The 23430-nt window shown below is 56.5% G+C and carries 22 protein-coding genes and 3 pseudogenes; 12 read left to right on the top strand and 13 right to left on the bottom strand.

Annotated features, from left to right (window positions below; all coding sequences use genetic code 11):
• Nucleotides 1–77: 77 nt before the first annotated feature.
• A pseudogene (locus B30_RS16455) lies at nt 78–1264 on the bottom strand (IS110 family transposase).
• A 145-nt stretch (nt 1265–1409) separates the two neighbouring features.
• Here B30_RS16455 and B30_RS16450 point away from each other — a divergent pair.
• Nucleotides 1410–1676 (top strand): annotated as a pseudogene (locus tag B30_RS16450) (integrase core domain-containing protein); the annotation flags it as partial.
• Between the two features lie 574 nt (nt 1677–2250).
• Here the strand turns inward: B30_RS16450 and scpB are convergent.
• From scpB to B30_RS16430, 4 genes are all read right to left on the bottom strand, one after another.
• Nucleotides 2251–2850 carry an SMC-Scp complex subunit ScpB gene (scpB, locus tag B30_RS16445; protein WP_009573270.1) on the bottom strand — a complete coding sequence of 200 codons (600 nt, stop codon included), beginning with the start codon at nt 2848–2850 and terminating at the stop codon, nt 2251–2253.
• Nucleotide 2851: 1 nt separating this feature from the next.
• Entirely contained in the window at nt 2852–3745 is an 894-nt protein-coding gene (locus B30_RS16440; RefSeq protein WP_009573269.1) for a DUF1403 family protein, read from the bottom strand.
• Nucleotides 3746–3960: 215 nt separating this feature from the next.
• Nucleotides 3961–4254: a CcdB family protein gene (locus B30_RS16435; RefSeq protein WP_009573268.1), complete on the bottom strand. Its 294-nt coding sequence runs from the start codon at nt 4252–4254 to the stop codon at nt 3961–3963.
• 12 nt (nt 4255–4266) lie between these two features.
• Nucleotides 4267–4488: a type II toxin-antitoxin system CcdA family antitoxin gene (locus B30_RS16430; RefSeq protein ID WP_009573267.1), complete on the bottom strand. Its 222-nt coding sequence runs from the start codon at nt 4486–4488 to the stop codon at nt 4267–4269.
• Nucleotides 4489–4510: 22 nt separating this feature from the next.
• Between B30_RS16430 and B30_RS16425 the strand changes: the two genes are divergently transcribed.
• On the top strand, nt 4511–5605 hold the full coding sequence (locus tag B30_RS16425; RefSeq protein WP_009573266.1) for a tyrosine-type recombinase/integrase: 1095 nt from the start codon (nt 4511–4513) through the stop codon (nt 5603–5605).
• 255 nt (nt 5606–5860) lie between these two features.
• Here the strand turns inward: B30_RS16425 and repC are convergent, their stop codons facing one another.
• The 3 genes from repC to repA all read right to left on the bottom strand — a co-directional run bounded on the left by repC (nt 5861) and on the right by repA (nt 9347).
• On the bottom strand, nt 5861–6955 hold the full coding sequence (repC, locus tag B30_RS16420) for a plasmid replication protein RepC (RefSeq protein WP_009573265.1): 1095 nt from the start codon (nt 6953–6955) through the stop codon (nt 5861–5863).
• 224 nt (nt 6956–7179) lie between these two features.
• Entirely contained in the window at nt 7180–8157 is a 978-nt protein-coding gene (gene repB, locus B30_RS16415) for a plasmid partitioning protein RepB (protein WP_040402774.1), read from the bottom strand.
• The gene (gene repA, locus B30_RS16410) at nt 8157–9347 is read right to left on the bottom strand and encodes a plasmid partitioning protein RepA (protein WP_009573263.1); all 1191 of its coding nucleotides are present in this window, start codon (nt 9345–9347) and stop codon (nt 8157–8159) included. The genes repB and repA overlap by 1 nt, the downstream gene beginning before the upstream one ends.
• Before the next feature lie 557 nt (nt 9348–9904).
• On the opposite strand from repA, the gene B30_RS16400 reads away from it, so the two are divergent.
• Genes B30_RS16400 through B30_RS21520 form a run of 5 tightly spaced genes read left to right on the top strand, consistent with a single transcriptional unit; the run spans nt 9905 to nt 14618 of the window.
• The gene (locus B30_RS16400) at nt 9905–10813 is read left to right on the top strand and encodes a siderophore ABC transporter substrate-binding protein (RefSeq protein ID WP_009573261.1); all 909 of its coding nucleotides are present in this window, start codon (nt 9905–9907) and stop codon (nt 10811–10813) included.
• A gap of 32 nt (nt 10814–10845) precedes the next feature.
• The gene (locus B30_RS16395; RefSeq protein WP_009573260.1) at nt 10846–11796 is read left to right on the top strand and encodes an ABC transporter permease; all 951 of its coding nucleotides are present in this window, start codon (nt 10846–10848) and stop codon (nt 11794–11796) included.
• Between the two features lie 10 nt (nt 11797–11806).
• Complete coding sequence (locus B30_RS16390; RefSeq protein WP_009573259.1) at nt 11807–12790, top strand: iron chelate uptake ABC transporter family permease subunit; 984 nt, start codon at nt 11807–11809, stop codon at nt 12788–12790.
• Entirely contained in the window at nt 12787–13575 is a 789-nt protein-coding gene (locus tag B30_RS16385) for an iron ABC transporter ATP-binding protein (RefSeq protein WP_009573258.1), read from the top strand. The genes B30_RS16390 and B30_RS16385 overlap by 4 nt, the downstream gene beginning before the upstream one ends.
• Nucleotides 13572–14618 (top strand): siderophore-interacting protein, encoded by a 1047-nt coding sequence (locus tag B30_RS21520; protein ID WP_009573257.1) that lies wholly within the window; start codon nt 13572–13574, stop codon nt 14616–14618. Before B30_RS16385 ends, B30_RS21520 begins: the two co-directional genes overlap by 4 nt.
• Before the next feature lie 114 nt (nt 14619–14732).
• Here the strand turns inward: B30_RS21520 and B30_RS21970 are convergent.
• The 3 genes and pseudogenes from B30_RS21970 to B30_RS16370 form a co-directional block, all read right to left on the bottom strand.
• Nucleotides 14733–14858 (bottom strand): annotated as a pseudogene (locus B30_RS21970) (ExbD/TolR family protein); the annotation flags it as partial.
• Nucleotides 14851–15342: a MotA/TolQ/ExbB proton channel family protein gene (locus tag B30_RS22550; RefSeq protein ID WP_232616938.1), complete on the bottom strand. Its 492-nt coding sequence runs from the start codon at nt 15340–15342 to the stop codon at nt 14851–14853. The gene B30_RS22550 and the pseudogene B30_RS21970, both read right to left, overlap by 8 nt.
• An 855-nt stretch (nt 15343–16197) precedes the next feature.
• A complete protein-coding gene (locus B30_RS16370; RefSeq protein WP_009573254.1) occupies nt 16198–16497 on the bottom strand; it encodes a hypothetical protein in 300 nt (99 codons plus the stop codon).
• Nucleotides 16498–16589: 92 nt separating this feature from the next.
• On the opposite strand from B30_RS16370, the gene B30_RS16365 reads away from it, so the two are divergent.
• A complete protein-coding gene (locus B30_RS16365) occupies nt 16590–17489 on the top strand; it encodes a LysR family transcriptional regulator (RefSeq protein WP_009573252.1) in 900 nt (299 codons plus the stop codon).
• A 281-nt stretch (nt 17490–17770) separates the two neighbouring features.
• Here the strand turns inward: B30_RS16365 and B30_RS16360 are convergent, their stop codons facing one another.
• Both B30_RS16360 and B30_RS16355 read right to left on the bottom strand, forming a co-directional pair.
• Nucleotides 17771–18415 carry a TetR/AcrR family transcriptional regulator gene (locus B30_RS16360; RefSeq protein ID WP_009573251.1) on the bottom strand — a complete coding sequence of 215 codons (645 nt, stop codon included), beginning with the start codon at nt 18413–18415 and terminating at the stop codon, nt 17771–17773.
• A gap of 98 nt (nt 18416–18513) precedes the next feature.
• Nucleotides 18514–19458, bottom strand: a complete 945-nt coding sequence (locus B30_RS16355) for a nucleoside hydrolase (protein WP_009573250.1) — start codon at nt 19456–19458, stop codon at nt 18514–18516.
• A 97-nt stretch (nt 19459–19555) separates the two neighbouring features.
• On the opposite strand from B30_RS16355, the gene B30_RS16350 reads away from it, so the two are divergent.
• The 4 genes from B30_RS16350 (at nt 19556) to B30_RS16335 (ending at nt 23288) form a co-directional block, all read left to right on the top strand.
• Nucleotides 19556–20551, top strand: a complete 996-nt coding sequence (locus B30_RS16350; protein WP_009573249.1) for an isopenicillin N synthase family dioxygenase — start codon at nt 19556–19558, stop codon at nt 20549–20551.
• A gap of 67 nt (nt 20552–20618) precedes the next feature.
• Nucleotides 20619–21470, top strand: a complete 852-nt coding sequence (locus tag B30_RS16345) for a transporter substrate-binding domain-containing protein (protein WP_009573248.1) — start codon at nt 20619–20621, stop codon at nt 21468–21470.
• 59 nt (nt 21471–21529) lie between these two features.
• Nucleotides 21530–22489, top strand: a complete 960-nt coding sequence (locus B30_RS16340; protein ID WP_198430625.1) for an amino acid ABC transporter permease — start codon at nt 21530–21532, stop codon at nt 22487–22489.
• 10 nt (nt 22490–22499) lie between these two features.
• Nucleotides 22500–23288, top strand: coding sequence for an ATP-binding cassette domain-containing protein (locus B30_RS16335; protein ID WP_040402800.1), 789 nt, complete (start codon nt 22500–22502; stop codon nt 23286–23288).
• Nucleotides 23289–23430 lie beyond the last annotated feature (142 nt).

The following is a 23430-nucleotide window of genomic DNA, read 5'->3' as shown; positions in this document are numbered from 1 at the left end:
ACAGAGTACGCTTTTGCGGCTCTCACCGTCCTTAAGACGAGATCTTCGGGTCGTTGAGCAGAAGGCCTGAACATTATCTACGAGGTCGAAAGCTCGTCTCTACGGCCGTTACAGAGAAAGGTCCTTCTGCTGTCGATCATCCCTCAAAGAAGGGACGATAGGGTTCGCCGTGTTTGATGATCCCGTGCACGGTGCGGGCCATCTTGGCAGCGATTGCGGTATACGCCTTGCGGCGCAAATGGGTGTTTTGCCGATCCTTGGATATGTAACGCTCGAATTTATCGCGGAAGCTGTTGGTGCGCTGCATGATCGCCACCTGACCGGCCATCCAAAGTGTGCGGCGCAATCGGGCGTTGCCGTATTTTGACAGTTTGGTCTGGCCTCGGAACGTACCGGACTGGATCGTCGCCAGCTCCATGCCACAGAACTTCAGAAACTGGCGGTGATGCTGAAAGCGGCGCAGATCGCCTGCCTCCGCCAGGATGGTCAGCGCATTGATCGGCCCGATCCCCGGGATGGAGGTCAGGAGTTGGTAGTCGATATTGTCCTTGAGCAGTTCGACAGCCCGATCCTCAATCTCATTGCGCTGAGCGATCAGGCTGCGCCCTTCACTCAAGACCAAACGAAACATCCTGGCGGCGTCAGAGTCTGGAGCAATGGGCAGCCCTACAGATGACATGGCGGTCTGATAAATATCTGCAAGCAAACGTTCTTTTGAGACCTTGCGGCCGACAACTTTCCAAGCATCGGCAATGAAGGCCTCTTGGCCCATGGCAGAGATAAAATGCGGTGAAGGATACCGCTCGAGGAAGGCAAAGAACCAATCACTGCGCGAACTGCGGTGAAATCGTTCTGCCTCGGGCCAATACAGCGACAGATAATGGGTCAACACTCGGTGCCAAAGTTCTGTCTTCGAGCGCGAGACGATGTCATGCGTTTTGGACAATTCCTGAAGATCGTTCGTGCCGCAGAGCATGGGGTCTTGGTAGAATTGCTCGTTCCCGATCTGCATCATATGCAGGATGACCGGGGCATCCTTTGGATCATTCTTGTCCCAACTGTTGTTCAAAGCCTCGCGGGTGCGGGCCAAAGCGACGGACGACACCAACTTGACTTCGAAACCGGCGTCCCCGAGCTGGTTCAGCACCGTCAGACGGCGACGGCGCTTTTTACCCGGAATAGCGATTAAAACTTCATGGCGAGCTTTTGCGATATCGATCACAATCAAAACAGGCTCGGTCTGTGCAATAGTGGCATCGGTCATAGTCGGTCTCCCTTGCGGTGTGGTTTGTTGCAAAAACCACAGTAGGGGCCTGAGAGCGGCTATGATCACCTGCTGCGCTATTTGGGGGCTGCGCAGGCAATCATAGCCTTATATCAGCACCATTTCGAAGGTGTTACGGGACGGAGAATACGTCAGTGGCACCCTCATGGAATGGGCCGAGAACCGGGGCATTGCCTTGGCATACATCCAACCCGGAAAGCCGCAGCAGAACGCCTATGTTGAGCGATACAACAGGACGGTCCGGCATGAATGGCTGGATCTCTACATCTTTGAAACCATCGAGGAGGCGCAGCAGATCGCAACCGACTGGCTATGGACTTACAACAACGAGCGCCCCAACATGGGCATCGGCGGCATCACACCCGCCCAGAAACTAAAGATGGCTACCTGAGGTCTACTTATGCACCCCGTTAAAACGGGGAGGATTACCGTCCACATCTGCGATATTCGTCCCCGGATTTTGCTGCGGCAGGCCATGAGCGGCCGCTTCGGGGAAGCCGCATCGCGGTATTGGCACACTCGCGACCGGCGGCAATGGGCCCATGTGACTGGGTCACACAATGCCGACGGCAGGAAAGCGTGCCAGACGAGGTCACCCACGCTCAGGTCTCCTGCACGCGACGACTAGCCCACCGACCACTGAGATGAAACGCACGCATGTTGTTTCGCCGCGCAGTCATCCCCAGCCCTTCCCCACCCAGCCGATGGTATGATCGAAAACTGAGTTGCTTTACCAAACTAAGTTGCAGTATTCTTGTCCTTGGTCTTGCTCACATAATTTCCAGTGTAAAGATAAGACCAACAGCCATTGCACTGTTTCTGAGGACTTTCTGTCGCTCTTTTCTGATGATTTTTCGCAATCCCCGCTGCGTCAGGTGTGTAGAAACCTTCGACACCGAACGGTTTTCAGGGGTTACACATCTCCAGCCTGATGCTCGATGACGTCACGAAAAGCCGCTCAAAGGTCATCCTTCGCTCGCATCCTGTTCAGGGACGGCAACCACGCCCGCATCCGCCAACTGCTCCCGATCTGGGAGGTCGTGCAGGGTCTCGAGCCCGAAGGCGACGAGAAACTGCTCGGTGGTCACGAATGTATAGGGCGCGCCGCGTCGAGGGGACCTTGGCCCTGTCCCGATCAATCCGCGCGCATGCAGCCGCCCGATCAGGTCGCGGCTGATCTCCTTGCCGAAGATGTCCTTCAACCCGTCGCGGGTGATCGGCTGGTGGTAGGCGATAGCGGCCAGGACGGCGACGTCGAATTCGCTCAGGTCCATCAGTTGGTCGCCAACATCCGCTGCGGCGCGGATCGCGGGCGCGTAGGCGACCCGCGTCCGGAACATCCAGCCTTCCGCCACTTTGGCAATCTCGAAGACCCGCCCCTCCAGATCAGCCGACACATCCGCGATCAAAAGATCGACCGAGACTCCCTGCCCCACCACGCGGGTCAGATCCTCGCGCGGCACCGGCGAGGCAGAGGCAAAGAGCACCGCCTCGATCCGACGCATCCATTCCCGCCAGCGCAGCTCCGGCGGCAGGTCGGGCAGGTCGCGATCAAACTCTGCCATCTTACACCCCGTAAAGCCGGAAGGTGTCGCGGCCGGTCAACTCGCGCACCGCGCCGAGATCGACCAGCCGGTCGCACAGCCTGCGCGCGGCCCGGTCCGGCAAAGGCAACGCAGAGGCCGCAACGGCATCGCGGGTCAGAAATATCTCGACCGCCTGCCCGGCCCCTTTGGCACGCAGGTTCGGCGCGACGGCTTTGAGGCGCGCGGCCTTGCGCGTCAGCTCCGCGCCCAAGCGCACCGCCTCGACCGCCGATGGGACCACGGCACGGTGACACGCCAGCCGCAACTCTTCGCCCTGCTTGCGTAGATCGGCGCGCTTCAAACCCAAAGACAGCAACGGCACCAGATGATCCCAACCAAGCGCCTGTGCCAAGGCCGCGTCCGCCAAAATCAGCGCCGGCACTTCGGTGCGGGGCACATCCGTCATGATGGTTTCCAAAACGGAGGCGGCGCGCGCAACCGGTGCCCCCTGCCCCCCGTCGCTTCCGTCGAGCCATGTCGCAATCTGGTCAGGCTCATACTCCGGCAAGGCGCGGTGAAGCGCTTTGAGCGACAGGGGCCGCTCGACCGCGCGCCGCCAGTGGTGATAGGTCTTCCCGGCCGGTCCCGGCAGATCGACCGAGCGCAGAAGGTGCACCGCATCGCGCAACTCCCCTTCCCGCTCCGGGCGCCCGGAAAACGCGACACAAGCCTCGGCCGCACGCAGCGCCAGCCGATCCCGCAACAAGGCTTGGGGCACGTCCTTGTGTCCCAATACCACATGCAGGTGGTTCAGCGCTGCACCCGACAAAAACGCAACATCTTCAAAGGTTTCAGGACGTGCCGAGGTGACCCAGGCGGGCATCCGGGGTAGAGTGTCCAGATCGTCGATAGGATCATGCCGGGCAAATGTCATGCGTCGAGCCTATATCAACGCGGCGCTTTCTACCAGAAAATTGCGACCCAACCGCCCCGCTATATATAACATTTTCATGTCCAATAAGTTTGCATTATCGGACATATTGTAATACGCTACGATACAGTCTCATAAAGAACGGTTTTTTGGGGAAATCGATGGACTCAGAGTCGGAAAAATCGACGTCAGCGTCGTTTGCAACCGGATCGGATGCGTTAAACCCCGTCGATCAGGATATCCAGAGCGCGCTTCAACGCGTCGTGATGATCCGCCAGAGACCCGACCGGCTCACGCAGCTCCGATCCTGGAACAGCAGCCAGTTCCTGAACCCGAACGATCCAAGCCGTCCCGGCCACCTCAACAGACGGTGTCAGCCCTGGAAAAGCGGCGTACCGGCTCGCGTCGCGCAAAGGCGCCACAATCCGCGACGCATCAATGCCAATCAAATCGGTCTGAAGATCCACGACAAGCTGCCCGCCCTTGAGGCGGTAAAGGTCGAACTGCGCCATGCGATCTCCGCCCTAAAAGCTTCTAAAGCCAGCGAGTGGCAAACCTTCTTTGGCAACCTCCTCGGCATAGGCGCTGATCGCCGACTGGTTTTCCGCACGCCACAAACGATTCCGTTCGGTCTTGGCAGCCTCAATGATCGCCGCCTCCGCAAGGCGCGACATATTGAGTCCAAGTGCACGGGCGGTCGCCGCGACATCAGCATCCAGCGTCAAATTGACTTTGATTCGCGCCATAAGACCCTCTCGGAGTAAGAGTATGAATAAGGAGTATAAGGCAAACTCATCGGCCGAACAAGATGAGACCGGGCGTATTGATGTGCCTACCCATGTGGCGGGCTCTGGGACGCTGGATCGACTGGTGGACACCGCTCGCGACTATGCGCGCGCTGCGGCCTCGGACAATACGCTGAAGGCCTATGCGAAGGACTGGTCGCATTTTACGCGCTGGTGCCGGATGAAGGGTGCGGAGCCTCTGCCCCCGTCGCCGGAGATGATTGGGCTCTACCTTGCGGATCTGGCATCGGGGTCAGGCGCCTCCCCTTCGCAGTCCGCGCTCGGACCGCAGTCGGTGACCCGCCCCCTTTCCGTTTCGACCATCGAACGCCGTCTCTCGGGCCTTACCTGGAACTACGCGCAACGTGGTCTCACCCTCGATCGCAAAGACCGGCACATCGCGACCGTGCTGGCAGGCATCAAGCGTAAACACGCCCGCCCGCCGGTGCAAAAGGAAGCAATCTTGGCGGAGGACATTGTCGCCATGATCGCCACCCTGCCCTTCGATCTACGCGGGTTGCGCGACCGGGCAATTTTGCTCTTGGGCTATGCTGGCGGGTTGCGCCGGTCCGAAATTGTCAGCCTCGACATGCGCAAGGACGACACGCTGGACGGCAAAGGTTGGATCGAGATTTTGGACGATGGTGTGCTTTTGACACTCAACGCCAAGACCGGCTGGCGCGAGGTCGAAATTGGCCGTGGATCCTCGGAGCAAACCTGCCCTGTTCACGCTCTGGCACAGTGGCTGCATTTCGCCAAGATCGACATTGGCCCAGTGTTTCGCCGCGCGTCTCAGGATGGCACCCGCGCGTTGGAGGCGCGCCTCTCAGACAAGCATGTCGCCCGCCTGATCAAGCAAACGGTGCTGGCCGCGGGCATCCGCTCTGATCTGCCGGAAAAGGACCGCCTTGCATTGTTCTCCGGCCACAGCTTGCGCGCCGGTCTCGCCAGTTCGGCGGAGGTCGATGAGCGCTATGTTCAGAAACACCTTGGCCATGCCAGCGCCGAAATGACCCGCCGCTACCAACGCCGCCGCGACCGGTTTCGCGTCAACCTCACCAAAGCCGCGGGGTTGTAGCACATGGTCCGTAAAGAGAGGACCCTAGTTGCCATGTTTGAACGCCATGCGGCCCTGAATTGCTTCACACTCGCCTAATCTGGGGCTTTCAGCATATGTAGCGATACATAGCTTGACGGAGATGGGGATGGATTTTTCCACGACATCACAAAGCTCTGCGGGTTTTGGTCTCAGCTTATTTTGGAGGGTTGGCATTTTTATCCGAGCCATCTTAAGTCCGTAATTTTTAAAATATTGTCCGCGGACAATATTAGCTTAGGCCGCATAGGTTTTCGCTGCCGCAAGACGCCTGATGAGCTTTTCTGGACTGAACTCAGCGCTCTTTGACCCCGTAGTAATCGCCCGGAAATATGCACCGATGGCTTTGATTTTGTCGTGGAATTGCATAATTGCCCAAACGGTTGCCGCCGCTCTTAGCCCGCCAAGACGTCGATGTGCGGCTTCATAGCTTTGGCTGCTGATGCCTAACATGGGTGCAAGCGTCCTTGCGTGGGCTACGACGTCATGCACTGTCTCGATGTTCTTCAATGAAAACTGTGCGGCTTCAGGACAAGCTGAGAGCAATTCAGGAACTGTGATTGGCTCTTCTGCTTGGGATGGGGATGTCTCTTTTTTTACACAGCCTTCTTCTTTATCAATATGTTCTTTATTTGACTTATGAAGGTGCCGGACAAAATGACCGTCACTGGCGGACAGTGTTGTTGTCGAATGAGCAGGAATATCGTCGGTTGTTTCGGCTTCAACCGTGGTGACGGTAAGCTCCGCAAACAGGGTTTCGCAGTCCTTGAGTGACAATTTACGACGAAGCGTACGCAACGTTTGAAGGGCAATCTCATCATCGGGATTGATCCGCAGGCTATCATTGGCGGCAGCTCTGATTTTGGCGCGGAGGTATTCAATTTGCTCTTTTTCTCTGAGGACCTCGGCGGCGAGGGCGGCAAACTCGTGGAGTCTTGAAAACAGAGGTGACAGATCAAAGCCAAATCGAAGGGCTGTGCCTTCGTGGCTGTTATGTTTTGTGAAGCGCTTCCTATTGGGGCTGTCACGGCGGATGAGGAGACCGAGATCCTGCAACACGGCCGCGTGACGCCTGATTGTCCGGTCTGAGATGCCGTTGAGGCGGAAGGTCAGCGTTGTGTTCGATGCAAAGACGGTATGGTGATTCCGTTTTGGTGCGAGGCATGAAAGCATCGCGTCCAAGGTCGAAATCACGGACGCGCTGAGACCCAGGCGAGGGGCCGCATTTCGGAGGGTTGCAATCACGATGTGGCGCTCTGGAATCGAATTGTCCGCGGACAATAGCTCTGTGTTCCGCAGCCCAATGGGTGCGGTTGCCTGTTTAAATGCCATGTTTTTTCACGACAACCTGGTCTGAAAGGCCCCGTCAGGTCCTAAATCAGAAAAAAGGCAACAAAAATGGGTCAACCGAATCGGTTGTTGTTGACTGACGTGGAGAAGCTGGTAAATCTGAAAGTGCAAAGAACAGATTGGGCTCTCCTAGGGAAACCTTGGGGGGCTCTTTCTTTTTGGGCTGTTGGTCGTGCTCCTTTTGATGTGGTTCTGCTCGTTTATGGTTAGTCCGGCGTTTGCGCCGACTGCCACGCCTCATAGAGACGCGTAAGCTCAGCTTCTGCGTTGTTACGCATCCACTGAGCAAATTCTGGGGCTTCGGACTTTGACAGTTTAAATGTCAACGCGCGGGCCGTTTCTTTAATTTCAGCCGAGACTGTTCCATCACCCAGTTTGATCGTCAGGGTAGGGGAGGGGGCTGGTTTTGCCGCCGCTTTGGCCGTCAGGGATTGTGCAACCGCATCACTGATCAATCCAAACCGGTCGTCAGAAGTCTTGGCAGTGTCGAGGTCAAGTGTGTGAGCGATCTGTTCAAGATCGACATCATGGGTGCGCATCTGATCGGCAAGCTCTTCCCAGCGACGCCGTCCGATGCCATGGGCGGACCCAATCCGCTCGATGACGGATTGGGGAATGGATCGCGCGACCTTGGTCATGCGCGACAGCATCGGTTTGTCGACGGCCAAGGCATCAAGAATGATCGCTTGCTCATAGCCGCTTGTGGCCAACTCAGCCGCAAAAAGCGCCTTTTCAATGAAACTGGGGTCCAGGCGCTGTGTGTTTTCCTGGCCTTGGGCGAGAATGGCCTCCTCGTCAGACAGAGACCGGACAAGGGCCTTTGCGGGGAGCCCAAGAGACCGTAAGGCCCGCAATCTGCGGCGACCATACACAATCCGATAATGTCCGGGCCGATCCGCGAGAGGTCGAACCATGATGGGGACTTGTTGACCATGGGCCTTGATGCTCGCCGCAAGGGCTAAAACATCGGCATCCGTAAAGGACAGGCGATCCTTGGGACCGTTCTCTTCAATGACATCGACCGAAATTTCTCGCACAGCATTGCTTGCGACATCCTTCAAGGTCGATTTGACACCACTCATGGCACCGGTATTGGGAAAGCGCGGTTTTTGCTCGCCGCTGGACATCGCGGCGCTACCAGTATTAGGTGGGGCAGGGGGCTGGAACAGGTTTCTACGGGCCATCAGTCAGTCTCCCTTCCCCAAGCGTGCTGGATCGTCTTTTCGAACTCGTCAGCGACGCCGTTCACGCTTTCAAGGATGCGATCCAGCGTCTTTTTCACAACTTGCGAAGGCTCCAGCTCATAGATGGTTTGCTGTGTCATGCCGGCGTCAGAGATTGCCGTGGATTTGAGCATCGGCGTGGTCAAAACTTGATCGAGCAAAATCGACCTCAGGAAACCCGCCATTTGCGATTGGGGGACGTCCGTTGGTTCATATCTGGCAATCAGAAACTTGAGGAAATTCCAGTCAATCGGCCCCGCGGCCTCCTCTAGAGTTTGGACAGTTTCTCCAGCCATTTCAAGGAATTGCGCCATTGAGGCGACATCCAACATGCTTGGAACGACTGTGATCAACAGGCCCGTTGACGCCAATAGTGCCGTCATGGTTGTAAAGCCCAGTTGCGGTGGGCAATCAATGATCACGAGATCGTAGTTTGCCTCAACTTCGTCGAGCGCAATCGCGAGGCGCTGAGTAAAGGGGGGATCGACCCTATGCTGAAGCGCATAGGCGGTTTCGGTCTCGTACTCAGACAACAAAAGCCCCGCAGGCGCGAGGTCGAGATTGTGAAAATAGGTCTTTCGGATGACTTGGCTTAAGGGAACGGGGTCATCGTATTTGAGCGCGTCATACACTGTGCCGCTCTCAGCAAACTCGATCTCAGGACGATATCCGAACATCGTCGTCAAGCTGGCCTGCGGATCCATATCGACGGCCAGCACCCGATAGCCTCGCAAGGCGTAACGTTGCGCCAAGTGGATGGCGCTGGTCGTTTTGCTTGAGCCACCTTTAAAGTTCACGATGGAAATCACCTGAAGAGCGTCATTTTCGCGACGGCCAGGGAGATAGGTATCGCCATTTCGACCTGTTCGGGCCATCACATGGCGGATTTGGTCGATCTCTTCTGCGCTGTAGAGCCTACGGCCTCGGGTATCTGTCTCGACATCAGGAAAGTCGCCTTCCTGATGGCGTGTTCTGAGATTTGACATACTGATGCCAGTGAGCTCAGATACTTCGGCAGGGTGGAACTTGCGTAGCACTTTTCGGCTGTCGGGCTGAAAGCTATTGCGCATATGGGTATTGAGCGCTTCTGACAAGCGCGCAGCATTTGACGCAATGGAAGCTGCGATGGAACTGGAATCTTCAGTTTTCATGTTTAAATTCACTCTGCCTTGTTGACCTCTTACTGGGTCTTTCTCGTTTCGTCGCTAAACGGCGCTATTTACGGCACATTGCGACAACTCAACTCATGACACGCAAGTTATCACGAGGCAATATTTTTTTATCTTTAGCCCGTCGAGGGAAGGGGGTGTGTGTTAAGGCTGTGCTCTAACTATTTCCGTTAACATTATGATAATATAGAATTTTTAAGTAATTTGTGAGATTTCGCAACATGTTGTGGGAGAACAGCCTCGAACCTCAAGCGCTGGTCATGGATGCGCGCTTCGAATCGGCTCTTTCTTCTGAATATCCCACATGTGACCCGGGAGGGGATGATAGTGGGGTGGGAAGCGATCCAGCCCGACGTGTCACCATAGGCCGTTAACTTGACCATGCCAGCCAGGCCTTTGTCCATCATCCGCGCCCATTTTTTAAAGTTTACTCTTTTTGTCGGTTAATTTATCGTCTAAATCGTTTCTACATATTTATGATCATGACTGCCCTCCCAGCCGCCGCCACGAGTCAGTCTTTCTCAAAAGAAAGCAAAGCGATGTTTGGACAACTCCTAAAGGGGGCCGCGTGTGTGATTGCCTTTGCAGCCCCTGCGGCTGCCGCAGAAACACAATTGACCACACTGGCCGGCACAGTCTCGGTTCAGCCTAACCCGACTGAGGTGATCACATTCGACCTTGGAACATTGGACACCCTCACGGCGTTGGAGGTTGATGTGGCAGGTGTTCCCTCGCCGATATATGTTCCGGCTTTGGAACATCTGGATGACGGCACGCGGCCCCATATTGGTACCTTGTTTGAACCGGATTATGAGCAGGTCTTTGCCCTCAAGCCTGACCTCATCCTCGCGGGACCGCGCACCCGAGAACAAATTGAGTTCTTGGGGAAAATCGCGCCAACCGTGGATATGTCGCCGTTCTCAGACGATATTGAAAAGGTGGTCAAAACCCAAACCACCGAGCTTGGTGCCCTGTTTGGAAAAGAGGCCAAAGCGACGGATCTGGTCGATCAGCTCCACAGGTCGCTCGAAACCCTGCGGGCTTTGACGAAAGATGCGGGGAAAGGTTTGATCGTCATGACCAATGGTCCGAAACTCTCCGCCTTTGGACCGGGATCGCGCTTTGGCTGGGTGCATGAGACCTTTGGCGTGGAGCCGCTTTTGGACAACGTCGACGCGGAAACCCACGGCGAGGCCATCAGTTTCGAGTTCCTGCATGAGGTCAACCCGGATTGGTTGATCGTCTTTGACCGCACCAAAGCCACGCGCGGCGATGGCGCAACCGCAGATGTGACCCTGAACAATGAGCTGGTGGCGCAAACCACGGCGATGCAAAAAGGGCAGGTGATCTATGTCCATCCGGCAGATTTTTACATTGCCACGACCGGGGTGCGTTCGCTGCAAGACACGGTAGACCAATTTATCGCCGCCTTTGGCGCCGCTCAATAAGCGTTTGTAGCGTGAAATCTCTGCATCTTCATATGGGGCTCGCCTTGACCAGTATTTTGGTCATGGCGCTTCTGTCTTTGACCATCGGTGTCGCTGATATGTCTTTTGGTGCGGTGCTTCAGGGTCAAGTCGATGATGCGCTCATTCTGCTGGCAAGCCGGGTGCCCCGCACCATGGCGCTGATCCTGACCGGGGCGTCTATGGCGATTGCCGGTCTGATTTTTCAAATGCTGACGCGCAACAAATTCGTTGAACCTGCCACCGCCGGAACGGCCGAAAGTGCGGGGCTCGGCCTGCTTGTTGCGGTGTTCTTTTTGCCGACCGTACCGATGTTGGCCAAAATGCTCCTTGCATCCGGCTTTGCCATTGCGGGCACGGTGCTGTTTTTGCGTCTTCTTGATCGGTTGCCACGGCATCAACCGTTGCTCGTGCCTTTGGTCGGGCTGATGTTGGGCGGGGTGATTGGGGCTGTGGCGACGTTTTTCGCCTATCAGACCGATTTGCTGCAATATCTCGGCATTTGGACCACGGGTGAGTTTTCCGGCGTGTTGCGTGGGCGCTACGAACTCCTTTGGATCACCGGCGGTTTGGCGTTGATCGGGTATCTCTATGCGGATCGGTTTTCGATCATCGGCATGGGCAGCGATGTTGCCATCACACTGGGGCTGAACCATCGCGGGGTGATGTGGTTGGGGCTTTTGGTCGTCTCTGTCATCACTGCCGTTGTTGTTGTCACCGTCGGGTCGATCCCGTTTCTCGGTCTCATCGTGCCGAATATCGTCAGCCGGATGGTGGGAGACAACCTGCGGGCAGCGGTGCCATGGGCGGCGAGCCTTGGCGCGGGGCTGTTGTTGTTCTGCGATATCTTGGGGCGGGTGTTGCGCGCCCCTTATGAGGTGCCGATTGGCACAATTCTGGGAGTGCTTGGATCGGCTGTGTTTCTGATGCTTCTTTTGGGACGACAAAGCCATGCCGTCCGATAGGTTTGCACAGATGGCCCTCCCACAAACGGGTCAGGCTCCACTGGATCGGGCGCGCGCACGCGTGCTGATCCTTGGCGCGCTGTCTCTGGTGGCACTCGGGCTTTTTCTCACTCTGGGCGTGCCGGGCGGGGCATGGGGGTTTGCACTTCCGTTTCGGGCCGGGAAACTCGTGGCCCTTGTGCTTGTGGCCTATGCCATCGCCACCTCTACCCAGCTTTTCCATGCCGCCACCCGCAATCAAATTCTTACCCCCGCCATCATGGGGTTTGATGCGCTTTATTTGATGCTTCAGGCCGGGTCGGTCTTTTTTATAGGAGCTATGGCGACACAAGATCTTGACCCGATCCTCAAATTTTCCCTCGAAGTGATCGTGATGATGGTGTTTTCCACCGGGCTGTTCCTGTGGCTTTTTTCCACGCAGGCGCGCGATCTGTATCTTTTGGTGTTGGTTGGGATCATTTTCGGCACGCTGTTTCGCAGCCTGTCCAGTTTCATTTCCCGGATGATTGACCCCAATGATTTCGTTGTCGTTCAAGGCGCAACCTTCGCGCAGTTCAACACGGTCAACATTGATCTTTTGTGGATCTCACTGGTGCTTTGTGCGTTCACAGTGCCTGTTCTGTGGCTGTTGCGGCACCAATTTGACGTGCTGGCCTTGGGCCGGGACACGGCGATAAACCTTGGGCTGCCCTATCGGCGGGTCATGTTGATCACCTTTGCGACGGTTGGCCTGTTGGTTTCGGTGTCGACCGCGCTTGTCGGGCCCGTCACGTTCTTTGGTCTGTTGGTCACCCATCTGGCCTATCGTCTTTTGCCCGGTGCGCGGTTTGGGCCGACATGGATCGCCGCGAGCCTTGTTGCGGTGATCACCCTTGTCGGCGGTCAGGCGGTTTTTGAACACGTGCTCGGCTTCAAAGGCACGCTCTCCGTGGTCATTGATTTGCTTGGCGGTCTCGTTTTTCTCACCCTCTTGCTCAAAGGCGCGCAGCGATGATTCAAATCTCCGATGTCAGTCATCAGATTTCGGGTCTTCCGATCCTCACCGATGTGACATTCACCTTGCCAAAGGGTGGGATCACCGCCTTGATCGGGCCAAACGGCGCAGGCAAATCCACGCTTTTGTCGCTTATGGCGCGGCTGAGTAAAGTGCAAACCGGCGCGATCTCCTTTGATGGCGCGGATGTGTCGACGACACCAACACAAGCGCTGGCCAAGCGCCTGTCCATCCTACGCCAGGACAATAGCGTTTCCGCGCGTCTCACTGTCGAAGACCTCGTGGGTTTTGGCCGCTACCCGCATCACAAAGGCCGGCCCAACGCGGAGGATCATCGGCTTGTCCAAGAGGCGCTTGCGGCCATGGCGCTTATGCCTTTGCGCCAAAGATTTTTGGACGAACTTTCCGGCGGCCAACGTCAGCGCGCCTTTGTCGCCATGGTTCTGGCGCAGGACACGGATTATGTTTTGCTCGATGAGCCGTTGAACTATCTGGATATGAAGCACGCCCGTCAGATGATGGAACGGCTGCGCGACACCGCCCGCGAGCAGGGCAAAAGTTTCGTGATCGTGATCCATGACATCAATTTCGCCGCCGCCTATGCCGACCGCATCGTCGCCTTGAAAAACGGCCGTTTGCACGCCGTCGGCACACCGAAAGACATCGTCACACGCCCGATGCTCAAACAGGTGTTTGACCTCGATATCATCGTTGAAAACATTCGAAACCTTCCCGTTGCGATACACCAAATCGCGCCTTTTCCAGAGAGACAGGAGCACCCATGACCGAGACATCTGCAACCTGCTATGGCCTTGCCGCTGGCGCATTTGCCGCGCCCCGCTTTGATAAAATCGCCCTGCACCTGTCTGAGCACGGATGTGAGTTAAAGCGCAGTGAGGCGTGGATGAGCGGCGCAACAGACCGCGGGCAGTTCGAAATTCTGGGCGAGGAGGGGGCAATCAAAATCACCCTCTCGGCCAAGGATGCCAGCACATTGTTCATGCTGCGCGATCAGATTCTTCATATTGTCGATCACGCCGACCCGGACCTTTTGGCCCAATTCGAATGGTCCGGCACCTTGCCGGATCAAGGTCCGCCAGCGAATTTTCGTCTGGCGGAAGTGGTGGAGGTGACACAGCCTTTCCCGCATTTTTATCGCGTGACGCTTAAGGCCGACAACATGGCGCATTTCGCCAGCGGTGCGATGCATTTTCGTCTGTTGTTGCCACCACAGTGGCGCAGCCCGGTTTGGCCGGCGATCGACGCGACGGGCCGCACCCGGTTTCCGACCGGCGAGGATCAGCTCCACAATCCGGTTTACACCTTTGTGTCGATTGATGTGGCGACCGGAATTTTTGCCTTTGATGTGTTCATCCATGACGGTGGCCGGATCACTGAATGGGTGCGTGGGGCGCAGGTCGGTGACACGATTGGCATGATGGGACCGGGGGGAGGGCAGATGCCGCAGGCCAAGGTCCTGACTCTGGTCGGTGACGAAACCGCACTGCCCGCGATCCGGCGTATTTTGGCGGAGGCCGCGCCGGAAGTGGCCGGGCAGGCTTATATCGAAGTGGACGGGGCGGAGGATATTCAGGATCTCATCAAGCCCGAAGGCATTACGGTGACATGGCTCATGCGTGGCAGGGATCTTGGGCCTGTGGACACGCTGTTTGCGCTCTATGGTGATGGGCCTGTCGACCCGATGCCGTTCATATGGTGCGGAGCGGAAAAGTTTCAGGTTCAGCGCGCCCGCAAACATTTTCGGGAGACGCTTGGGATCGGTCCCGAGCAGAGCTATTTCTCAGGTTATTGGCGGAAAGAGGGCTAAAGAGGCACATAAAAACCGGGCCAGCGCATGCGCATGGCCCGGCGGAGTTGCCGACGATCATATCATCGGTGCCTGATTTTAGTCGCCCGTTCCGAACAGATGCAAAAGCCCCTCGGCCAAGGGAAAGGGCACGACAGTGTCTACGCCAAAGCGTAAGGCCAGCATGAAAAACACCACGTCGATCATCGGTGTCAGACCGGGTTTACGCTTTGGTCGCGCGGTGAGGCCGAGATCAATCATGGACCTTTGCCACTTCAATGCGCGCGCTTGGGTGTGGCAACGGCGCTATGAAAATCCGGGCGGCGAGGTTTTCAAGATCCTGCCTCAGGGCGTCGAGCACTGCTTCAAACCAGGTCAGTGCCGCAGACGCGGGGATCGCCACCGCCATCCCGGCCGCGGTGGTCAAAAGGGCTTCCCAAATGCCACCTGCCAAAAGTGCAGGGGCGGCTTTGCTTCCGGCCTCTTGCAGCGCCTGAAACGCCGAAATCATGCCCAAAAGGCCCAACAAAGGCGTGATCGTGGCAATCGGTTCCAGCGCGCGCAACCCGCCCGAGGCTTGCCCCAAAAGAAGTTTGGCGATGCGGGCGGTTTCTTCGCGCGCGGTCTCATCCGGTGGATTTTGCCGGGCTGTCATTGCGGTGGCGGCGAGGCGGCTGCGGTAGCCCTTGCGTCCAGACACGATGCCAAGGGCATCTCGGGTCTGCCCCGCTTCCCAACGGGTCACCGCGCGCGCAGAGGTGCGGCGCGACCACGCCCCGATCAAAACATAGCGCCAGAGTTTTCACAGGATCAGCGCTACCGTTGCTACAGACAGAGCCGCAATGGCCCAGATCGAAGGGCCATCATTGATGAGGAATGTCATGGCGCGATTGTGTGCCGCAGCCACCAGACCCGTCGGGGCGGTGGCGGGGGTTCTGATGTCGCATTGACCAAGGGCGCCGGTGCGGGATAGGGACCGCAGGTCTCTGGTCCGGTTCTTCAACAGAGCCTTCAGGCGATCCATCGGACAGGGGCTGAGGGGCTGAGGGGCGGGCAAGGCATCAATGGCAGGGGATTGAAACGCAGGAGGTTGAAAGCCGGGCGTCTCAGGCGCGGTGCTGAGCTGAGGTGTCGTTTCCTGCGCGTGTGCGGTGCTGACAGGTGTGGCGAGCGCAAGGACCAAGGCGCAGCAAAACTGGCGCGCACTCGTGCCCAAGGCTATGCTAGGCTGGTGCTGTGTTTTTAAAAATCGTTCATTCGCCGCCCTTCACTTTTGTCATTGCAAAGGTATGGGCATTTGCCAAAGGCATGAACCATCACCGTAAGACGTCCATGTCGTCAGATGCTTTATGTTCGATGGATCGTGCGGTCACCTTGCCTAAAACTCTGCCCACAGGTTCGGATGTGAACGCAGTCGGGCGTGATGGCTGATCGAGGTTCGGGGCCTAAAGCTATGATGGTCCGACGATTTGCTTTTGCGGTTCTATAGAAAACCTCTGATGGCAGGCCAAGAGTAGCTTACTAAATTACTAAGACTTAAAATTGCGCGTTTGAACAGAAATCAAAGACCTCTTCGCAGCTTTGTCATGTGCTGAAAACGTCACAAGTACTTTGTGCTCGCCCAATGCCCCTGCCAAATGGGCTCAGCCATGGCGTCGCCGCCTTGGTCGTAAGCAACAGGCTGCGATCGGCGTTTGCGCAGATACCACCATGTGGCCAAACGTTGATAGAATGAGCAATTTTCAGGATGTCGGAAAATCACAACGGCATCGGCCCGCGCTTTCTCCCACGCCGCTTGTTTTGCCTCAAGGGTGCTGAAAGCACGGGTTTCGATCTGTTCGTCACTCAAGTCCAGAATCAGCGTTCCGGAGGGGGTAGAGGGGATTTTTTCATGTTTCATATCGGGTCACCAAACAACTGACCTTCAGATTGACATGGCGTCCTTAATATTGAAAATTCAGACTTAAAATAGATCATATTGGAAAAACTTATATGCTCACGCATCGTCAGATTAGGTACTTTCTTGGGGTGGCCGAGGCGGGCCAAGTGTCGGCGGCAGCGCGCGCCTTGAACGTATCGCAATCGGCCGTGACACTTTCGATCAAGGACATGGAAGCTTTTCTTGGTACGGCATTGTTTGAGCGTTTGCCAACAGGTCTGAGGTTGACCCGGGCCGGACAAAAATTCAGGCACCACGCACATGATATTGTCGCGTCCTTCGAGGCGGCCGTCAAAAGTGTAGAAGCTGATAGCGATACGATTTCGGGTCATGTGCGTCTCGGAATGAGTTGGACGCTTTCAAGCTATTTCGCCTTTCCTGTCATAGAACATTTCACCCGCCAGCATCCTCAGGTCGACGTCCAACTCACAGAGCAACCTAGAGAGATCCTGGAACAGGCGCTTGTTGATGGCCAGCTCGACTTGGCTTTGATCCTCACCTCGAATTTGACATCTGACATTGGTTTGAAAAGTAAGACGTTTCATAAGTCACAGCGACGCCTGTGGACCAGCCTGGATCACCCGCTGACAAAACAGGCGAAGGTGACGTTGGCTGATGTTGCCAAATACCCCTACGCCGTCTTGCATTCAGATGATGCCGAAAAACAGGGCTTGGCACATTGGACAGAAGAAACCGGCCATCCTGACATCAAATTGACCTCCACCTCCGTTGAGGCCGTGCGCAGTTTTGTCGCCACCGGTCAAGCCGTTGCGATCCTGAGCGATGTTGTCTACCGCCCTTGGACACTGGACGGGCGAAGGGTGGAGAGGATTGATCTGGCCAAATCCATCCCGTCCATGGATGTCGGCATCGCTTGGAACGCAGGCCGGGGTCTCAGCCCTGCTGCCAAACGCCTGCGCGAAGCATTTGATAAATCAATGCCTAAAATGTGATTCCGTCTGTCGCCATTTTTGGCGCTTTTTGGGTGACGGCAAAAGAGCTGCTGCACCGGCCAACAGCTCTTTTGCCCTGCAGGTGTGGTTCTGAACATTCTGGCTTGGCATTGCGAGCCGCCGCCGTTGACAACCACAACCTGCACGCCCTGCGGCTCTCGTGCGGGTCCGTCGCCTACTGCGATCAGTATGACGGATTGAGGAGACAGACGAATGAAACGATCAGACGCATGAAGTTTGCAACGCTCTCAGGGTTAGCGCACCCTCGAAGAGGCTCCGGTCTACAGAACGCGAAGATGCTCTGGTTGTTCGACCAAAGGTCCAAGCAGCACATCGCCAAAGATGGGCTGATACCTCTTGCGGATGTCCTGATCTTCTTCAAAGGACAGGGCATATTGCCCGATTTGGTGGAAATAGGTGAGGCGCGCCCGCACTGTGCTTTCGTCATCGGAATAGCCCATGGCCAAAAAGGCCCGGACCAAAAGATCAATGCGCAGAGTGTCGATGTCTTTGATCTCACGCGCGACGGTCGCATCTCTGCGAGACCATTCCCGGACAGCAAGGTCAAGGCGCGGACTAAAAGGGTTCTCGTCGACCCAGACATGGACAATGTCGCTAAAGAACTGGACACCGTCGATGTCTTTGGCGTCCTGCAATTTTAGGAACGGGGCGCAATTTGAAGCCCGCCACACATTCATGAGGCCGTCGTGAAGATCCTGCAAACTTGAAAAGTGAAAATAGAAACTGCCACGGGTCACACGGAGCAAGCGCGCGAGCCGATCAATTTTTACCGAAGAGATCCCGCCGGTTTCGAACGCCTCCCGGGCGGCGGCAATCCACGCCTCGCGTGAGAGTGTCTTGCGCCCTTTCGAGCGCTGAGGCTCATCTTTTGCCTCCCCTGCGGGACTATCATCGAGATCAGACACAACACTCTCCTTTGCGGTGGAGTATACGGATGACCAAGCGGGGCACAAGGTATTGTGCCTCCCACAGGGGGAACCGCGTTGTATCGCTGCGCGAAGGATTACGGCAGGCTGCCAATGCGCTCCGCCATAAGGGCAAAGAACGGTTCAGGATCAATTCGGCGCAGCACGTTGCAATTGCGCTCTTGGCCCGTGACATGCCACCAATCGACGACCGTCATGCCGATGGTGACGGGAGAGGAAATGTCGACCGTCACATGGCATTGGCGTTGCTCGAAAATCTCAGGCTTTAACAAGTAACCGGTGACGCAAGCGTCATGGATCGGTCTGGCCTCTGTCGGGAACTTATGGCTGCCATAAATACGAAAAAAATCGGCCAAGTTCGCGGCCTCAGTCGCGGTGCGGCTACCCGTGTCACGCAAGCTGTTGATCCAACCGGGGGTCATCTGCGCCGTATAGGTACAGTCGATACCCGCCATCGTGATCGGCACACAGGAGGCGTACACCTTATGGGCAGCATGTGGGTCAACAAAGATGTTGAACTCGGCGGCAGGCGTCGCATTGCCGCCTTCAAAGAACCCGCCGCCCATCGACACGACTTCGCGAATCCGGGGAATGATACGCGGCTCCATGGTCATCGCCATTGCAAGATTGGTCATCGGCCCAAGCGTGCAGACCGTCAGCTCGCCTTCGGGGGCTGCCATGATGGTCCGGACCAGATAGTTGACCGCATGTTCGGATTGCGCGGCCGTTGTGGGTTCCGGAAAATCGGCACCATCCAACCCCGTTTCGCCGTGGATATTCTCCGCCGTGATCAGTTTGCGTACGGTCGGCCCAGGGCAGCCCGCATAGACTGGAATGTCAGGGCGTTGTGCAAGTTCCAGAACTTTCAAAGCATTTGTCGTTGTGCGGGCCAAAGGGACGTTTCCGCCAACTGTGGTGATGCCGATGACGTCAAGCTCTTCGGGGGAGCCCAGAGCAAAGAGGATCGCGAAGGCGTCGTCCTGACCGGGATCGGTATCAATGATTATTTTTCTGGCTGCCATGATCCGATGAGTCCTTTTTTCTGATTATCTATTGCCGACTGCGCTTTGATATGTAGAAATACAGTACTGTATTGTATGTTCAAGTGGGGGCTCGAAAATGAACACCAATGATCGTGGGGATTTTTCCGAAATTCCGGTGCTGGACGTTGCGCCGCTTTACGGGACGGACCGCGAAAAAATTGCCGCAACCGCAGCGCAGTTGTGCGATTATCTTGAGAATATCGGCTTTCTCTATGTGGTCGGGCATCAGGTCGCGGCACAAAGCGTCGAAGCGGTGCGCGAGGCAAGCAAGGCCTTTTTTGCTTTGCCTGAAGAGCAGAAACTTGACGTCAAAATTGACAAGAACTTTCGGGGATATTTGCCCTTTGCCGGGTCAACCATCGTGACCTCATCGGTGGAAGCCGTCAGCAAGCCCAATCAAAGCGAGTCCCTCTTTTTCATGCACGAAGTCGATGAGACCGACCCGCGTTGTCTTGCGGGGGAGCCTTTGCAGGGGCCAAATCAATGGCCGACAGAGGACCTGCTACCAAACTTTCGCCCGACCATTGAGCACTATGTCGACGGCATGAGCACGCTGGCCCGCAAGATGGTGGGGGCCATTGCCCTGTCGCTTGGGCTGCCTGAGGACAGTCTTGATGCTCATTTCGAAGACCCGACAATTTTTCTGCGGTTGCTGCATTATCCGACACAGCCCAAAGAAGAGGGGCTGTTCGGCTCGGCCCCGCACACGGATTATGGCTTTATCACGCTTCTGGCGCAGGACGATGTCGGCGGGCTTGAGGTCAAGAATAAAGACGATGAGTGGATCGCGGCCCCGCCGATCCCGAATGCTTTCGTGATGAACGTCGGAGACATTCTTGCGCGTTGGTCGAACCATCGGTTTGTCTCGACGCCGCACAGAGTGGTGAATTACTCAGGCCGGGAGCGCTATTCGCAACCCTTCTTCTTTGACCCGTCGATGGACGCGATGATCGAAACGATTGAGGCCTGCGTCCCGACCGGAGAAACGCCAAAGTCAGGTCCCGTGCGCTATGGCGACTACCTGATGGAACGGATCGACAAAAATTACCATTATAGAAAAAAAGCGAGCTGAACCAACAGCCGCCCCCGCCGGAGCGGCCCAATTGGCCGCCTCCATCACGCACAACATGGAGAAAGAGATGAACGATACAACACTCACGGCGGCCGCCTTTGTGGCCCTCGCCCTTGCGGCCACGCCGAGCTTTTCTCAGACGGTGACCCCCAGTGATTCCGTTCGTGAAAGTGGATTGCTGTCGGTGGCCAACACGCTTGATTTCGCGCCTTTCGAATACCTCGATGAGACCGGTGAACAGACCGGGATCATCATTGAGCTTGCAGAAGAGGTTGCGGACTTGGTCGGTGCAGAACTTGACATTCAGCGCACGCCGTTTCCCTCGATGATCCCCGGTCTCGCCGCAGGCCGGTTTGACATCGCGTGGGAAACCTTCTCGGCGACACCGGATCGCCTCAAACAGGTTGAATTTGTGATGTTCCTGAAGGCAGGTGTTGCCGCGTCAACGCTGCCGAGTCTGGTGGACACGTTCTCCGGGGATCATCCTTTGTGCGGCAAACGCGTTGGCGTGTCGGCTGGCAGTGCCTCTGATTTCCTTGTGGACGAATTGAATGTGACCTGTGCGGACAACGATCTGGAACCGATCGACAAATCCGTGTTCAATTCTTCAACCGATATTGTTCAGGCGGTCATGTCCGACCGGGTGGACGCCCGGATGGATGACGCAACCGCGTCGAGCTATTTCGAAGTGACCAGCAAGGGACAACTTGTCGTCTTGCCCACGCTCTATAACGTTTCACCGCTTGGCTTGGCGGTGAGCAAAGGCGATAGCGCAACAGCCGAGATGATGGTCAGTGCGCTTGAAACCCTGTTCGAAAACGGCACGTATCAAGGCATCCTTGAGTCCTATGGCATGGGAGCCTACGCCATTGACGCGCCGTATCGCGTCGACAGCATGGACGATTTGCGCGCGGAATAAGGCCATAACACCCGGCCCGTCTGGTCGGGTGTCCACATATCTACCAAATGAGGGCACAGGTGGTGACCAGACCGGCTCAGCCAGACGCACAGGGACAAAAGACCCAAATCCATGGGGTGGACGCACTGACCGTGGTTCCAAGGCGCAATTACGCGATCTGGATCGGCACTGTGGTGGTGTTGGTCCTTGCGGCGCTGATCCTCAAAGCCTTCGCCAGCAACCCGGCTTTCGCTTGGGGCACAGCCTGGGGCTACATGTTCCATCCGTCGATCCTGCGTGGCCTCGGCAACACGTTGTTGCTCACCGTTTTGATCATGTCGGCCGCCACGCTGATTGGCACCGCGGTTGCAATCATGCGCGTGTCGCCAAGCCCAATTCTACGAACCTTCGCCGGTGTTTATGTCTGGTTTTTTCGCGGGGTTCCGTCGCTCATCCAATTGATCTTTTGGTTCAACCTGTCTCTTTTGGTCCGTGAAGTGTCTCTGAACTTGCCGGTTTTTGGCGAGGTCTTCTCTGTGCGCACCAATGATTTCATGACGCCGTTTTTCTCGGCGGTGGTGGCGCTCGCCCTCTGTGAGGCGGGCTATATGGCCGAGATCATCCGGGCAGGCATCAAATCCGTGCCGTCTGGTCAAGCGGAGGCCGCCCGAGCGCTCGGCATGCCATATCGCAAAATTCTAAGACAAATCATTCTGCCGCAAGCGATGCGGTTTGTCGTTCCGCCGACCGGAAATGAGGCGATCAACCTATTGAAAATGACATCCCTCGTGACCTTCATTGCCGTCGATGATCTGTTCTATTCGGCTCAAAGCATTTATGCGCGAACTTTTGAAACCATCCCGCTGCTGATTGTCGTAGCTGTTTGGTATCTTGCTGTGGTCAGCATTATGTCCGTCGGCCAGTTTTACATCGAACGATATTTTGGTCGTAGCGACAGTGGTCACGAGCCGGAGGCTCTGCTGTCTATTGTGTCGCGCGGTCTCTTCTTGGGGCGGAAAAAGGAACGCGACAATGTCTGAAGCGCGCAAGATGAACGCAGATCGGTTTGGTGTGCCCGCTGAGTCGATGATCTTTGCGCGCAATGTCCGCAAGACATTCGGTGCATTAGAGGTTCTTAAAGGCGTCGATCTTGATGTGCCAAAGGGGTCGGTCGCCTGTATCATCGGCCCGTCCGGGTCAGGAAAAAGCACCTTCCTGCGCTGTATGAACCACCTCGAAAAGCTCACGGGTGGTATTATTCTCGTTGATGGGGATTTCGTCGGCTACGATTTGGTGGGGGATAAGCTCTACGAATTGAGGGAAAACCAATTGTGCCGTCGCCGTGCGGAAATTGGCATGCTTTTCCAATCGTTCAATCTGTTCTCACATATGACGGTGATGGAAAATCTGATCCAAGCCCCGGTTCAGGTGCGGGGCACGCATGTGGAACAGGCGAAGGAAGAAGCCGCCGCCCTGCTGGCCCGTGTCGGTCTGTCCGACAAAGAGGCCGCCTATCCGCGCCAACTGTCTGGCGGTCAACAGCAACGTGTCGCCATTGCCCGCGCTCTGGCGATGAAACCGAAAGTCCTGCTGTTCGATGAGCCGACATCGGCGCTCGATCCTGAACTCGTGGGGGAGGTTCTTGGCGCGATGCGCGACCTCGCCGAGAGCGGGATGACGATGGTTGTCGTGACCCACGAAATCGCTTTTGCCCGTGAAATCGGGGATCAGCTTGTGTTCATGGACCAAGGCCAAATTGTCGAACGCGGCAATCCGCGAGAGATGATCAACGACCCGCAATCGCCTCGGACACGGGAATTTTTGTCGCGCGTGCTTTGAGGGTTGGATCACCCCGGTGATCGCCTCACAGTGAGACTGGCCGCTATGGCTTATCTTCACTGCGCCCCTGATGAAAAGCTGCCGCCGTGCCGCCCGCAGTGTCCATTGTAGGACACGGCGCGCCCCAGCGCTGTGTGCAAAA

Origin of the sequence: Celeribacter baekdonensis B30 (assembly GCF_000299875.1) — a bacterium.
Classification (GTDB): Bacteria; Pseudomonadota; Alphaproteobacteria; order Rhodobacterales; family Rhodobacteraceae; genus Celeribacter; species Celeribacter baekdonensis_A.
The sequence above is the reverse complement of the archived record's forward strand: the minus strand, read 5'-3'. Positions and strand labels throughout refer to the sequence as shown.